Here is a 13,851-nt window from a genome sequence, read left to right as displayed (position 1 = left end):
TCAATGCAGCCAAGACACTGATTTTAAATGGGTCATCAGGTGAGTGAGCGCGACCCTGCCCTCCGCCACCTTCTTCAAGGGAATCAGCCACTTAGCTGGTTCCCTTTTCGTTTGGGCCTCGCAAAAAGGCCCGTTTCTATAACGTCTATAACAGCACCCGTTATAGAGAATCGGCTGGCCCGGTGCTTAAACGACTGAAATTCGACCGAAGCCTAAGGCGCATGCCAGAGCCCAAAGCTCGGCTCTCGCAGGTACACCAGTCACAAGATACCCTTCGCCCATCTCGGTAGTCTGCTGGACTCACCGTACTCTGCAGCCGCCTCCAGCCACAAGCACAGGAATCCGACTGACTCCCTTGGCGGATGACGCAACCTTGCGTTGGTTGTTCCCTCGCTTGCCGGCAGACAGCCTAACACGCAATATGGTCGCTTCTGAGGGAGCATCGAGATGCTGGGATTCAAGCACCACCGAAACAAGATCGCACTGGAGTGCGCATCCACGCTATCCATGGCCATGATCACCGGCGCAGCCATCGGTATGCTGGTCGGCGGGAAGCTGAGCACGCCAGCGGGTTTCGCCGTCATCGCCTATAATGCGATAAACCTTGTTATACTGGTACACAAGAGAGCTCAGCTTGCGGCAAAGGAGGAGCAAGACGATGAATAGCTTGATAATCGTGGCAGCTCTGGTCGTCCCTGTTACCGCCATCACCTGGTGGGCGATACACCACACCAACAAGGAGCTGAACGGCAAATAGTCCCGCACCGCACTCCAAACCCTGGCATCCGCCGGGGCTTTGCCGTGTGGCAGACAGCCAACGATCAGCATCGCCCTCACTCTATGCGCCTTCTCTAAAATGTCTCGTGAAGCATCACCCGAAAAGATTGGTTCATCGCACTTTGCCGGCAATGCGGCACGGATCTTCAGGAAAAAGTACTCCGTGTCGCGGTATCCATAGGCCATCCGTTTGATGACCTTGATCCGATTGTTCATGCCCTCCAGAACGCTGGTGTTCAGCCTGTGCCGGGCACTGGATAGGATCCCCTCCGGGTAAGGTGCTAGCCTCTTGGCGAAGCGTCCCAAGGCCTCAATGCCACTACCCATGGCCATGTCGTACCGATCCTGCCAGGCGCTTCGGGCGGTGGCCTCGCCGTCGGCAAACCATAGGGTCTTAGCAGGTACGCCGTTGTCAGTCACGCATTGGCCGCCAGTAGCTCCTCCAGCTTCACCGCCTGCTCGGGCTTGAGGGTGTCGGCGTTGCGCAGCAGCAGCCAACGGCTGCCCTATGATTACCTTGCGAGCGGCCTTGTCGTCGCGCAGCTGGTTAGCCTGATCGACGCGCACCCGACCCATCACCTCGCGCCCATACTTGGCCACCACGTGGAAGCGGTCGTAGACCACCGCGGCGTTGGGCACTGCGCCTTCACCTCGAGATCGATGGCTGAATTCATGTCCATGGCAACGGCGGTGTTTGTAGGCTGACGTTTTGGCGAATATCAGCTTACTCGGATTTACCGCCGTTTCTCTATCCTGCCCGCGCCTCAAGCACTGCCTGTTTCACGCTGATCTGCGATGAACCATATTTTTGTGGTGTGATCAGTGGTGGGATAGCTCAAAATTCCACTTATCATGACGGGTCCATAATGGCATGCGAACGTTGAGCGGGCGTCGCTCCCCACCAACCAGCCAACGCTAACCAGGCATCACGTCCCGCCCGCGACCACCTTGCCGCACCAGCCACAGGAATGGCGCACTGCGGGTACACCTGAACCACATCAAGCCGGGAAGCCCCGCTGCTCAACGGTCATCCAGCGCGAAACGCCATGATGAAGCCTCGTCCAGTCACTCAAGGCGTATGCCGGCAACTTGAATGATTCACTCTGGCCGGGCCAGGTAATGTCAAACTCGTCTTTCAGCATGTTTCAGATTTTGCAACTTGCCACGCCTATACGGCGATGATAAACATCACCCCGCACACAAGTAATTAGCGCAACCGATTAACATTGATTCATCGCTCGACAGGACGTCAAGATGAAGACGACTGACATGACCACGACGCAAATCATGCGAATATTTGCCACTGTGGCAAGAAAGCAATAACAGATGGAAGTCGGTTTTGTCGGCCTCTTCGAGGGTCATAGTCGCAAGATCCTGTCGTTATCGACTCACCACACCAGTACTTCTCCCATTTGCGAAGGTGACACCCACGATCTGGATGCCACCTACTGTGCTCACATTTCCAACAACCAGATCCCGGGCATTATTGTCGATACCCACAAAAACAAGGTGACCAATGCCCTGGCCATCACACGCAAGCTGGATATCCGCTCTTATGTCGGTGCCACCATCACCAGTGCATCCGGCCACCATCATGGCACTATCTGTTGCTATAACAACTCGCCCTTGAGTGGTGGCAAAAACAGTGTGAATGCCGAAGTTCTTCAAGCCCTGGCAGATGCGGCCGGCGCTATACTGGATTCTGGCGGCATGCACGACAATATCCATAAGGATGTCTTCGAGAAAATTAAAACGACCATTATCAATAACAATGTCGAGATTCTCTTCCAGCCGATACTTCTGGTTCCCGAAAACCGTGTAATCGGCTTTGAAGCCCTCACCGGCTTTGCGCATATCGATACCATCCCGACCAGTGACTGGTTCGAAACCGCAGCCGAATGTGGACTGGGGGTCGAGCTGGAACTCGCCTGCCTGAAACAGGCGCTGGCCTACCTGCAACGTTTCCCTGCTGATCAATACCTGTCAGTCAATGTTTCCCCCGAGGCGATCTTCGATCCACGGATCACCGAACTGCTTGCAAGGCATGACCTCGAAAGGGTTATGCTGGAAATCACCGAGCATGAAAAGGTCGAGGATTATGCAACACTGAAAGCCATCCTCGCCCCCCTGAAGCACCAAGGGTTGAGGGTGGCCATCGATGACGCCGGCGCCGGCTACGCGTCCTTGAAACATATCCTGGAGATCGATGCCGACAAGATAAAACTGGATATCTCGCTCATCCAGGACATCCATCTCGACCAGCGACGCTATGCCCTTGCCAGTGCTCTGGTGACCTTTGCCAATGCGATCGGCTCGACGGTGCTGGCAGAAGGTGTGGAGAATACTCGACAGCTGCAGGCACTCACCGGGCTCGGAGTGGAAAAGATCCAGGGCTACTACATCAGCCCACCGGTTGCCGCGGAAGCGGCCATCCGTGCGGCCTCCAGGGCCACCATCCGGTTGCGCCATGAGACACCGCAGCCCGACTAGGCAACGGCTCGAGCTTTGATGTCACAGGCGCTGCACCGCTCGCTTCTTCCCCGGGACCTTCGCCGGCGAATCCAGGATTTCACTCACTGCTCACCAGGGCCACCCCGCTTGCGGCTAGCCAGAAAGGCCCAGCGGCTATCTCGCGTCCCCTTGGGTCAACGAATCTGAAGCGTCATTGATAAGCCGGCCAACCACCCCCAGATATTCCTGTACACTCACTCATGACTCACAGCGACGAAAAGAGAACCCCATGGATATTATCCGCATCATCTTCGCCATCCTGCTGCCACCCGTCGGCGTCTTCCTGCAGGTAGGCCTCGGCCTGCATTTCTGGGTCAACATCCTGCTGACGATTCTCGGCTATATCCCGGGCATCGTGCATGCTATCTGGATCATCGCCAGACGCTAGCTGGCTGAACCGCGACCCTGACTTGCAGGGCCGCGTTGAGTCCGCCGGACACGTCGACAAAAAGGGCTTCGTTGCCCCCGCATGTGGTTAATGAAATTTGTCTAAACCGGCATGGACAGCCGGGCGAGACTCGCTCAGACTCCCGCCACCTGCCCCTTCCACTCGGGGCAGGCTGACATCAACGGATCAGGAGGACCGTATGGGCATTATTGCATGGATCATCTTCGGACTGATTGCCGGTATCGCCGCCAAGTTCATCATGCCCGGCAAGGATGGTGGTGGGATCATCATCACCTGCCTGCTGGGTATCGTCGGCGCGGTCGTCGGCGGCTGGATCAGCACCCTGCTCGGCTTTGGCGCCGTGGATGGTTTCAACCTGGGAAGCTTCGCGATTGCCATCGTCGGCGCCCTTGTCGTGCTCTTCATCTACAACAAGGTGGCCAAGTAACCGACCCGGCCGGCTTCGGCCGGCCTTCAATACAGCCGCAAGCCCACCTGGGTGACCTGATTGCCCTTCATCTCGCTGACAACCCAGTGAATACCGTGCCAGTCGACATCATCGCCGACGACCGGATGCCCGCCGACCCGTAACGATATGAATTCGGCCAGTGTCATTTCATGCTCGCCCGGGCTCAGGGTCAGTCCATAGGCGTCGGCCAGATCCCCCATCCTGACGTTCCCGGCAAAGGTGAAGGCACCGAAGAAGGCCTTTTCCCGCTTGAGCGTGGCATCCCCATTGAACAGCTTGTTCAACGCCGGAAGGTCATCGGTACGCCCTATGACGCACAACACATCCTTGCGGCACAAACGGGTCGAGCCCTTGGGGTGCAGCATGACGCCATCCCGGAACAGGGAGGCGATCAGAGCGCCGGATGGAAAGCGCAGCAACCGAATGGGCACATCCTCCAGATCGCTGTTCTCGACCACATAGACGAACATCTCGAAATCATTGGTCGTCTGAATACCCAGCGGTCCCCGGCGATTCGGCGTGACCATGGGCGGCAGCAGCACCTTGGTGCGTCGCGCCACCCAGGGCAGGCTCCCGCCCTGGATCAACAAGGACAACAGCACCACGGCAAAGGCGACATTGAAATACAGAGAAGCATTCTCGACGCCGCCGATGACCGGGAAGATGGCCAGAACGATCGGCACGGCGCCGCGCAACCCGACCCAGGCAATGAAGATCACTTCACGCCAGCGAAAGCGAAAGAACGGCTTGATGGCGACCAGTACCGCCAGAGGGCGCGCCACGAAAATCAGCGCCAGCGCGACGATGGTCGCCGGCAAGGCCACATCGAGCATCTCGCTGGGCGTCACGAGCAGGCCCAGCACCAGGAAGAGCCCGATCTGACTCAGCCAGGCCAGACCATCATGTACCGGCAGAATGAAATTGAGATGGCGGCCGGGCCGATTGCCGATCATCAGGCCGGTCAGATAGATCGCCAGAAAACCGCTTCCCCCCAGGGCGCTGGTTAGGCCAAAGACACAGAACCCCAGCGCCAGCGCCAGCAACGAGTACAAGCCCGGCGCCAGATCCAGCCAGCTCAACAAACGGCCGCTCAGCCAGCCAATACCCACACCCAGCAGAATGCCCAGGCCGAACTGTTGGACGAAGAACAGCGCCGTCTCGCCGACGCCCCCGATATCACCGACCAGAATCTCGACCAGCATCAGGGTCAGGAAAATCGCCATCGGATCGTTGGTGCCCGATTCGATTTCCAGGGTGGCGCCCACCCGCTCGTTGAGATTGATGCCACGCCCACCGAGCATGGAGAAGACGGCGGCGGCATCCGTCGAGCCGACGATGGCTCCGACCAGCAGTCCCTGGACGAGCGTCAGATCAAAGACCAGCATGGCAATACCGCCCACCAGGGCACTGGTCAGGAAGACCCCCAGGGTTGCCAGGCTCAGTGCCGGCCTGAAGCCGACACGAAAAGTCTTGAGCCGTGTGCGCAGTCCACCATCCAGAAGAATCATCGCCAGGGCGAGATGCCCGATCAGGAAGGCCAGCGCATAATCATCGAATTCGATTCCCAGCACGCCTTCTTCGCCGGCCAGCATGCCGAGCCCGAGAAAGATGAGCAGCAGCGGCACGCCGGCCAGGGTGGAAAGCCGGCTGGCGAGGATGCTCAGAGCGATGAGGAACCCACTGAGCAGAAAGAGCGTATTGATCGAGTCCATGTAATGAAGCCTGACGGTTGAACCACTATTCTCTCATGACCGCTGGCGTGTCGCGATGCGTCCTGCGCCAGCCAGGGCTGGTCAGCCAAGGGCAAGCGCCGATAGACTAGCCAGTCCTGAATGCGGATCGGGCCCCGGAGCGTATGCCGCTACCCGAGCGTCGGCTCGAGGGCCTCTCACTCAACGCGACCCAGCCGAGCTGGACGTCATCGCTGGAGCCATTGCCATGTTGTCACTTCGCCGGTCGCTACTGGTGTCAGGCTACCTCTTGCTGGGGGGCAGCCTGCTGATCGCCACGCTGGCCAGCGGCCAGTCGAGCGCCAGCGAAGAGCATGGATTTCCGCCCCTGCAAACGGATGTCATGGTGCCGGACCTGAACGTCACCGAGACGGCGCCGGCCGGCTATGCCACCCTGCCCAGTGGACCCGCCGTCGATACGCCATCGCGCCCCATTGCACCCGCCATCGTGCAGGGGCCGCCCGAGCCCATCGCCCCGCCACCGGTCGATCACCTGCGGGTCTCCCTGGACTGGTACCCCAGCCCACGCCACGCGGCGCTTTATGTGGCCCAGGCCAGGGACATGTTTCGCCATCGCGGTCTCAGGGTCGAGATTGCCACTCCAGCCGACCCGGAAGTCCCCGCCAAGCTGCTGGCCGACTCCCGGGTCGACCTGGCCCTGACGCGTCAGCCACTGCTGCACCTGCTGGTGGACGACGGACTGCCCTTGATCCGGGTTGCCAGTCTGGTCAGTGTTCCACTGGACGCCCTGATCGTCAGTCGCGAGAGTGGCATCGAGTCATTACCCCAGCTGGAGGGCAAGCGTATCGGCCACGCCGACCGGGATGGCGAACAGTTACTGCTGCCGGCCATGCTCGCCGGCAGCAAGCTGACCCTGGACGACCTGGACACCCCCAATGTCCACTATCGGCTCGAGGAGGCCGTCAGGGAGGGCCGGGTCGACGGTGTCATCGGCGGCAACCGTCACCTGCTGCCCCGCTCGCTGGCCAATGACGGCACGGCGACACGGAGCTTTCCGATCGAGGATCACGGGGTTCCGCTGCACGATGGCCTGATACTGGTGGCCAACCGTGAGGAGCTGAGGCAACGCCGGGATGCCATTCAGCGTTTCATCGCGGCGCTGGAGGAAGCGACGGCCTGGATACTCGAACACCCTCGGGACAGCTGGCCGCTGCTCGTCGCCACCGAGCCGACACTCGATACACCCGTCAATCGAGACGCCTGGCCCGAGATCCGGGCACGCCTTACCCAGAGCCCTGGTGCCTTGAGTCAGGGACGCTATCATGCGTTCGAGCGCTTCCTGGAAGACCAAGGTCTGGCCGAGGGCCAGCACGAAGTGTCACGCCTTGCCGTGGATATCAGCACGCCAGCCCCTTGAAGCGGGCGGGCTCAGAGCGGTGCCAGAAATTCCTTGACCGCGCTCTGAAAGGCCTCGGGGCATTCAGCATGCAGCCAATGGCCCGCATCCAGGGTGACGACCCGGGCATCGGGCAAGACTTCATGCAGCGCCGGCAGGACCTCATCGCTGACATAATGCGACCTGGCACCACGCAACACCAGGGTCGGCCCGCGAAAGGCGCCCTCGCCGGCCGGCTCGGCCATGATGTCGGCGTACCCCGCCTCGATCTCGTCGAGCCCGATCCGCAGTCGCAAGCCGCCCTGCTCACCGCGCACCAGATTGGTCGCCAGAAACATCCGTGTAGCACTCTCTGCCACGTATTCAGCCAGCATGGCATCGGCTTCACTGCGGTTCGCGGGGCACCCATCCTCCAGCCGCCGAAGCCCGGCAAATATGGGCTCATGGTCGTGTCCATAGGCTCGCGGCGCGATATCCGCCACCATCAGTGAGGCCACCTTCTCCGGGGCCAGACGTGCCATGCTCATGACGACCTTGCCGCCCATGGAATGCCCCAGCAGATGTGCCCGGTCAATCTCGAGCTGCTGCAGCAGCTGCATGACATCCTCGGCCATGGCCTGATACGCCATACCATCGGTGTGCGGCGAACGACCATGATTGCGCAGATCCACGGCAATCACCCGCCAGGACTCCCGCCACTGCTTGATGTGTGAGCGCCAGTTGTCGGCACTGCCCAGCAGGCCATGCACGATGACCAAGGGCATCCCTTCGCCACCGGTATCGGTATGGTGAAGTGTCACGGGCATTGGCTACCTCCTTGGTTGTCGAAAAGCCCTTTCAGGTACGGGCACGGGCCTGATGCGGTGCCATGTCGTCATCCCCGGTCACCCCCGCCAGCCAGCGCGACAAGCCACCCAGCAGTACGCCATACAGCGGCAGGAAGAGCGCCAGACTGACTCCGAGCTTGATGACATAGTCGACCCAGGCGATCTCCGGCCAGTTGGCAGCCATGAAAGGATCCGGGCTGTGGTGAAACGCGATGGAGAAAAACGCGAAGGTGTCCGCCAGGTTGCCCAGCAGGGTAGACAAGGCCGGCGCCACCCACCAGGCCTGCTTACGCCGGAGCCGGTCGAATACCATGATATCCAGCAGTTGTCCGACCACATAGGCCATGAAGCTGGCCAGGGCGATCCGCCCCACGAACAGATCCCATTGGCCCAGGGCGCCGAAGCCTGCGAAACCTCCCTGGGGGAAGAGCACCGAGACGACATAGGACACCACGAGTGCCGGCAACATGACACGCAGGATGATGGCACGTGCCGGCTCCTTGCCGAACAGGCGTACCGTCAGGTCCGTGGCCAGGAAAATGAACGGAAAGCTGAATGCGCCCCAGGTCGTGTGCCAGCCGAACAGGCTGAAGGGCAATTGCACCAGATAGTTGCTGGCCGCGATGACCAGGATGTGCAGGCTCACCAGCAACGTCAGGCAGCGCCGCCTCTGGGCGGCAGTCAGTACAAACATGTCGGATGCGGTCCTTTTTGGAAGAGGGGTGAGGGAACCCTCCTGGCAAATGAAAGCAGGAGCAAAATCAAAGGAGGCATTATACGCATCTGACGGCGTCAGGCCAGAGCGCCAGGCGTCCGCCCAGGCCACACCGCCCCTGACGCAGAGACAGATTGGTACGTGTAGAGACTAGTAGTTTGCTCATCATCACATTAGACAAGCGTTGATTCGCTAGTCCTTAAAAGAATGAGCTACAATAACCCAAAGCCTAATGAAGATCGCCGTGATCTGGCCGGCCATGATGAGCCTGCCTGTCATCACACATAGACCCGGTGACCAGCGAGGGATGGCGTGGCATTGGGCTCGCTAGGTATGGGAGCAAGACATGACCAACTCTCAGCGCCAGGCCAAGCGCCTATTGATCGATAAAGGCGATGAGGAAGTCGGAGAGGCCAGCGCCCTTCTCAAGGCGATGGCCAACGATAACCGTTTGCGCATCCTGTGCTTGCTGGCAGAGGGAGAGCTCTCAGTCACGGAACTGAATCAGCAGCTCGTCCTCAGTCAGTCGGCACTTTCGCAGCATCTTGCAATCCTGCGTCGCGCTCAGCTCGTGGCGACCCGACGCGCCTCCCAGACGATCTACTATTCGCTGGAAGGTGACCGAGCCAGGACCCTCATCACCACACTCGACCGCATGAGCGGATGACGCCCCTGCTGGAAAAAGCCGGCGCCCGCTCTAGCGTTTCTGCCAGCGTGAGGCATCGAGCGCTTCCAGTCCACGCTGTGCGGTGCGTTCGATGCCTCGCGACACCGAGAGTCCCAGACGCTCCATGACCCCCTGCGGCTGTTGCAGGCTGAGCGTGATCACTCTCGCTTCCTGCATGCGATCGGCCAGATAGGCAGCGCTCGTGCCGAGTTCGTCGATCAGGCCATTGTCCATGGCCTGGGTGCCATACCAGGTCTCCCCCGTGGCCACTTCCTGCATGTCCAGCCGAGGACGGCGCTCCGCGACATACTGTTTGAACAGATCGTGAACCGTATCCAGTTCGCCCAGGAACTTTTCCCTGCCCTCTTCGGTATTTTCGCCGAATACCGTCAAGGTGCGCTTGTATTGACCTGCCGTGAGTACATCGACATCGATGTCGTGTCGTTTCAGCAAGCGATGCACATTGGGCAGCTGCGCCACCACACCGATCGAGCCCAGCACCGCAAAGGGAGCAGCCCGCAGATGATCGGCACAACAGGCCATCATGTAGCCTCCACTGGCGGCTACCTTGTCGACACAGACCGTGGTCTTCAGCCCGGCCTGGCGCAGGCGGTCCATTTCCGCCGCGGCATGGCCATAGGCATGCACCAGACCGCCCGCTGACTCCAGGCGAACCACCACTTCATCATCCTCGCCGGCCGCATCCAGTACCGCCGAGATTTCATCCGACAGCTTGCCCGTGGCACTGGCCTTCAGGTCGCCCTGAAAATCCAGCACCCAGACCGTGCTGCGACTGTCACCCGCCTTGTCGCTTTCCTTGCGCCGAGACTTGGCCGCGCGCCGGAAACGCTTGGCCAGTGCCTTGCGTTGCCCGGCATCGGTGGCGGCCAGGCGTAGACGTTGCTGACGGCGCCGACGACGCCGATTCAGCTCCTCCAGCCTGATCTGCGCCTTGTCTTCACCGCTCCCGGAACGCGCCTTGATGGTCACCAGCAGGACCGCGGCGAAACTCGCTGCCACGATCAGACACTGAGCCAGAAACATGCCGAGTTCACTTAGCCATTCCGTCACTGTTTGACTCCTGTATATTGGTAGGTTGCACCTTGTCACTACCCAGCAGTGGCGTGACGCGAGGCTTCCTTTTGCATGACCGGCTTGATCAAAACGATCGTTTTAAATAGGCTGACGATGCACCATCCATCCTGACTCACAGGCTTCCAGACGATGTCCACGTTCGACAAGTTGCATGCCCGCTTCGACCCTCAGGCAGCCGAAGGCATGCGCGAGATATTCCAGTTTCACTTCACCGATGCCGAGGACCATTACCTCAGGATCCATGACGGCGAGCTCGACATCGTCGCCGGTGAACATGATGACCCGTCCGTCAGCCTGAACCTCAGCACGGAAACCCTGAAAGGCATCATGTCCGGTGATATCAACGGCATGACGGCCTACATGAGCGGCCGGCTGAAAGCCAGTGGCAATGTCATGCTGGCCACCCGATTGACCAGCCTGTTCCCCTCTCGCTGATCCGGTGGCACAGCGCGGCGGGTCCGGTCATCAATGCCGGGCACCGACCTCGGCCAGGTGGGCATCGATCAAGGCTCGCGAAATCGAATACGCAGGCGGCAGGTGTGGCAGTCGGGTCGGCGAGAACCAGGCCGCATCACTGATCTCGACACCGTCGATGCGTATCCGCCGACTCGCCGCCTCGGCAAAGTAGCCCAGCATCAACGAATGCGGGAACGGCCAGGCCTGGCTGCGATAGTAACGCAGGCGTCCCAGTGCCACCCCGACCTCTTCCGCCACCTCGCGCCGCACCGCCTCTTCGGCGGACTCGCCCGGCTCGATGAAGCCCGCCAGGGTCGAATAGCGCCCCGCCGGGAAGCGCGGACTTCGCGCCAGCAGCAGCGACTCGCCATGCGTCACCAGGGTGATGATACACGGCGAAATGCGTGGGTAATGGCGCTGACCGCACTGCTCGCAGTGCATGGCAAACTCATGATCCAGTCTGCCGGACGGAGCGCCACAGCGCCCGCAGAAGCGATGGTTGCGCAGCCAGGCAGCCACCTGAAGTGCCGTCGAGACCAGCGCAAACCATTCATCCGGCAAGCGCACCAGCCAATCCCGGCCATCCGGCCAGTCCCCCCCGGGAGTGTCCTCCAGGGAGAGCCCGACAGGCTCCCCCTGCCACCAGCAGAGAGGCTGAACCGCCGCGTGCCAGGGCGTCTCGGGCTGCAAGGGACCATCATTCAGGCCGGGCGCGATGCGCCCCTGGGCCAGGCGAATCAGGCGACCGGATTGGGCCCGGTACGGCAGTTCCCGCTTGAGCATCAGGCGGAGTCCTCTCCAACCGTGGCCCCCGGCCAGCCCTCGAGGTTGTCCCACTGGCACTGGCCGGCCGCATCGCGAATGCTGGCAAGCTTGTCATGATGCGCCTGCCACTCCGCTGACTGGGGTTGTTGCACCCGCAGCTGGCCGGGTGACAGGGAAAGCCGACGCAGGTCCGGCCCCTCGGCACTATGGGTCTCCTGGCGCTCGCTTTGCGCCTGCTGGGCATCCAGTGTCAGGGCGGTCTGGCCGCCGGTCATGCCCAGGTAGACATCAGCCAGGATCTCGGCATCGAGCAAGGCGCCGTGGAGGACCCGATGGCCGTTGTCGATATCGTAACGCTTGCACAAAGCGTCCAGGCTGTTGCGCTGGCCGGGGTGCTTGTCACGGGCCATGCGCAGGGTATCGAGAATCCGGCAATGCTCCGCCACCGGGCCGAGCCGAGGCTCGCCGCGTGCCTGGTTGAGCATCTTCAACTCATGGTCGATGAAGCCCACATCGAAGGGCGCATTGTGAATCACCAGTTCGGCGCCCTGGATGAAGGCCCAGAACTCGTCGGCCACCTCGGCGAAGACCGGCTCGTCGGCGACCTTCTCGTTGGTGATGCCGTGTACATCGACCGCCTCGGCCTCGATATCCCGTTCGGGGTTGATGTACTGATGATAGGTGTTGCCGGTCAGGCGTCGGTTGACCATCTCGACGGCACCGATCTCGATCAGGCGGTGGCCCTCACGAGGATCGATGCCGGTCGTCTCGGTATCCAGGATAATCTGTCGCATGAGCTAACTCGTCGTCGCTGATCGCTCCAGGCTGGAACGCTGTCAGGTGGTGGCGTTCATTTCATCGATGGCCTCGTTGGCCAGCGAATCGGCACGTTCATTGCCCGGATGGCCACTGTGGCCCTTGACCCAGTGCCACTCCACGTCGTGGCGCTGGGACTCTGCATGCAGGTCACGCCACAACTCGGCATTCTTGACCGGCTTGCGCGAGGCCGTCTTCCAGTCGCGCTTGATCCAGCCATGAATCCATTCGGTAATCCCGCGACGCAGGTAATCGGAGTCGGTCCACAGGGCGACCCGGCACGGACGCTTCAGTGTACGCAGCGCCATGATGGCCGCCATCAACTCCATGCGATTATTGGTGGTACGGGTCTCGGCGCCCTTGATGGCCTTTTCATGCTCGCCACTGACCAGCAAGGCGCCCCAGCCACCCGGCCCGGGGTTGCCTCGGCATGCGCCATCGGTATAGATGGTAACGTCACTCAATCTGGTGCCCTTCTCGAAGATGATCCAAGCCGCGTGATGCCTCCCAGAGCCGGGCCGGCGACTGGCCGTTCGAAAGCCAGCCTGCCGCGCTGTGGCTGGATCAACTGGGAGCGACGGCGTGCATGAATCATGTAGGCGTCTCCCAGCGGCAGGTTATAGCGTCGCCCGAGTGTTTCGAGCATGGCGTTGCGTCCCGGACCGCCCGGCAGGCGGAAGCCGCAATAGTCTACCCGCTGCGCTTCGAAGTCGACAAACTCCAGCCAGTCGCTCAACTGCGCCGGGCTGCGCCAGCGCCCCCCGCCATGGAAGTGTCGACGCCATTCGGGGCGCACTCGCGAACAGCCCGCCGTGCCATAGGGGCTCCAGCCGAACAGCACGAGATGGCCATCATCCGCGGTCACCCTGGCCGCTTCCTGCAGCACATGGTGGGCACTCGGCAACACCTCGAGGAGATGATGTACCACCACCAGATCCAGACAGCCATCCGGCAAGGCCAGCTGGTCGGGGGGGCATACCAGGGTCGACCTCGACTCGGCGAGTTCCGGCGTGGGTGCCCAGCGCAAGGCATGCTGCACCGGGCACATATCCGTCAGCACAGGCGCCAGGCTGAGCTCGAGGGCATGGGGACCGAACCAGCGTTCGCACAACGGGCCGATGCAGGCGCGCTCGGCAGCCCAGATACCCTGACCGGCCTGCCCTGCCCAGTATCGGCGTCCTTCTCGAGCCAGCCGGGCCAGTGCTATCGCATCCCGCGAATTTGACATGGTTCGCTCTTCTCTCCACAGTTTACACTTTTTGCGAATTGCCTCGAGAC

General features: G+C 61.1%; 14 protein-coding genes and 1 pseudogene. 6 read left to right on the top strand and 9 right to left on the bottom strand.

Annotation, left to right across the window (positions count from 1 at the left end):
* Positions 1–903 precede the first annotated feature (903 nt).
* A pseudogene (locus tag QWY79_RS15840) lies at positions 904–1,466 on the bottom strand (ISL3 family transposase); the annotation flags it as partial.
* A gap of 637 nt (positions 1,467–2,103) precedes the next feature.
* Between QWY79_RS15840 and QWY79_RS14040 the strand changes: the two are divergent.
* From QWY79_RS14040 to QWY79_RS14030, 3 genes are all read left to right on the top strand, one after another.
* Positions 2,104–3,267: an EAL domain-containing protein gene (locus tag QWY79_RS14040; protein WP_290274063.1), complete on the top strand. Its 1,164-nt coding sequence runs from the start codon at positions 2,104–2,106 to the stop codon at positions 3,265–3,267.
* Positions 3,268–3,517: 250 nt separating this feature from the next.
* Positions 3,518–3,676 (top strand): YqaE/Pmp3 family membrane protein, encoded by a 159-nt coding sequence (locus tag QWY79_RS14035; protein ID WP_290274059.1) that lies wholly within the window; start codon positions 3,518–3,520, stop codon positions 3,674–3,676.
* A 199-nt stretch (positions 3,677–3,875) separates the two neighbouring features.
* Positions 3,876–4,124 carry a GlsB/YeaQ/YmgE family stress response membrane protein gene (locus QWY79_RS14030; RefSeq protein ID WP_290274056.1) on the top strand — a complete coding sequence of 83 codons (249 nt, stop codon included), beginning with the start codon at positions 3,876–3,878 and terminating at the stop codon, positions 4,122–4,124.
* Positions 4,125–4,150: 26 nt separating this feature from the next.
* Here QWY79_RS14030 and QWY79_RS14025 read toward each other — a convergent pair whose 3' ends face one another.
* Complete coding sequence (locus QWY79_RS14025; protein ID WP_290274053.1) at positions 4,151–5,857, bottom strand: potassium/proton antiporter; 1,707 nt, start codon at positions 5,855–5,857, stop codon at positions 4,151–4,153.
* 226 nt (positions 5,858–6,083) lie between these two features.
* Between QWY79_RS14025 and QWY79_RS14020 the strand changes: the two genes are divergently transcribed.
* Complete coding sequence (locus QWY79_RS14020) at positions 6,084–7,253, top strand: ABC transporter substrate-binding protein (RefSeq protein WP_290274049.1); 1,170 nt, start codon at positions 6,084–6,086, stop codon at positions 7,251–7,253.
* An 11-nt stretch (positions 7,254–7,264) separates the two neighbouring features.
* Here QWY79_RS14020 and QWY79_RS14015 read toward each other — a convergent pair whose 3' ends face one another.
* Both QWY79_RS14015 and QWY79_RS14010 read right to left on the bottom strand, forming a co-directional pair.
* Positions 7,265–8,038, bottom strand: coding sequence for an alpha/beta fold hydrolase (locus QWY79_RS14015; protein ID WP_290274047.1), 774 nt, complete (start codon positions 8,036–8,038; stop codon positions 7,265–7,267).
* A gap of 31 nt (positions 8,039–8,069) precedes the next feature.
* Positions 8,070–8,753, bottom strand: coding sequence for a 7-cyano-7-deazaguanine/7-aminomethyl-7-deazaguanine transporter (locus QWY79_RS14010; protein WP_141319351.1), 684 nt, complete (start codon positions 8,751–8,753; stop codon positions 8,070–8,072).
* 367 nt (positions 8,754–9,120) lie between these two features.
* Between QWY79_RS14010 and QWY79_RS14005 the strand changes: the two genes are divergently transcribed.
* A complete protein-coding gene (locus QWY79_RS14005) occupies positions 9,121–9,441 on the top strand; it encodes an ArsR/SmtB family transcription factor (protein WP_290274042.1) in 321 nt (106 codons plus the stop codon).
* 30 nt (positions 9,442–9,471) lie between these two features.
* Here QWY79_RS14005 and sohB read toward each other — a convergent pair whose 3' ends face one another.
* Positions 9,472–10,512, bottom strand: coding sequence for a protease SohB (gene sohB / locus QWY79_RS14000; protein ID WP_290274038.1), 1,041 nt, complete (start codon positions 10,510–10,512; stop codon positions 9,472–9,474).
* 153 nt (positions 10,513–10,665) lie between these two features.
* On the opposite strand from sohB, the gene QWY79_RS13995 reads away from it, so the two are divergent.
* Positions 10,666–10,971, top strand: coding sequence for an SCP2 sterol-binding domain-containing protein (locus QWY79_RS13995; protein ID WP_290274036.1), 306 nt, complete (start codon positions 10,666–10,668; stop codon positions 10,969–10,971).
* Between the two features lie 30 nt (positions 10,972–11,001).
* Here QWY79_RS13995 and nudC read toward each other — a convergent pair whose 3' ends face one another.
* Genes nudC through QWY79_RS13975 form a run of 4 tightly spaced genes read right to left on the bottom strand, consistent with a single transcriptional unit; the run spans position 11,002 to position 13,801 of the window.
* The gene (nudC, locus tag QWY79_RS13990) at positions 11,002–11,775 is read right to left on the bottom strand and encodes an NAD(+) diphosphatase (protein ID WP_290274033.1); all 774 of its coding nucleotides are present in this window, start codon (positions 11,773–11,775) and stop codon (positions 11,002–11,004) included.
* Complete coding sequence (gene dnaQ, locus QWY79_RS13985; protein WP_290274031.1) at positions 11,775–12,551, bottom strand: DNA polymerase III subunit epsilon; 777 nt, start codon at positions 12,549–12,551, stop codon at positions 11,775–11,777. The genes nudC and dnaQ overlap by 1 nt, the downstream gene beginning before the upstream one ends.
* A gap of 42 nt (positions 12,552–12,593) precedes the next feature.
* Positions 12,594–13,037 carry a ribonuclease HI gene (gene rnhA / locus QWY79_RS13980; RefSeq protein ID WP_290274029.1) on the bottom strand — a complete coding sequence of 148 codons (444 nt, stop codon included), beginning with the start codon at positions 13,035–13,037 and terminating at the stop codon, positions 12,594–12,596.
* Positions 13,034–13,801: a class I SAM-dependent methyltransferase gene (locus tag QWY79_RS13975; protein WP_290274027.1), complete on the bottom strand. Its 768-nt coding sequence runs from the start codon at positions 13,799–13,801 to the stop codon at positions 13,034–13,036. The genes rnhA and QWY79_RS13975 overlap by 4 nt, the downstream gene beginning before the upstream one ends.
* Positions 13,802–13,851 lie beyond the last annotated feature (50 nt).

This window comes from Halomonas sabkhae (assembly GCF_030409265.1).
GTDB lineage: Bacteria > Pseudomonadota > Gammaproteobacteria > Pseudomonadales > Halomonadaceae > Halomonas > Halomonas halmophila.
The sequence above is the reverse complement of the archived record's forward strand: the minus strand, read 5'-3'. Positions and strand labels throughout refer to the sequence as shown.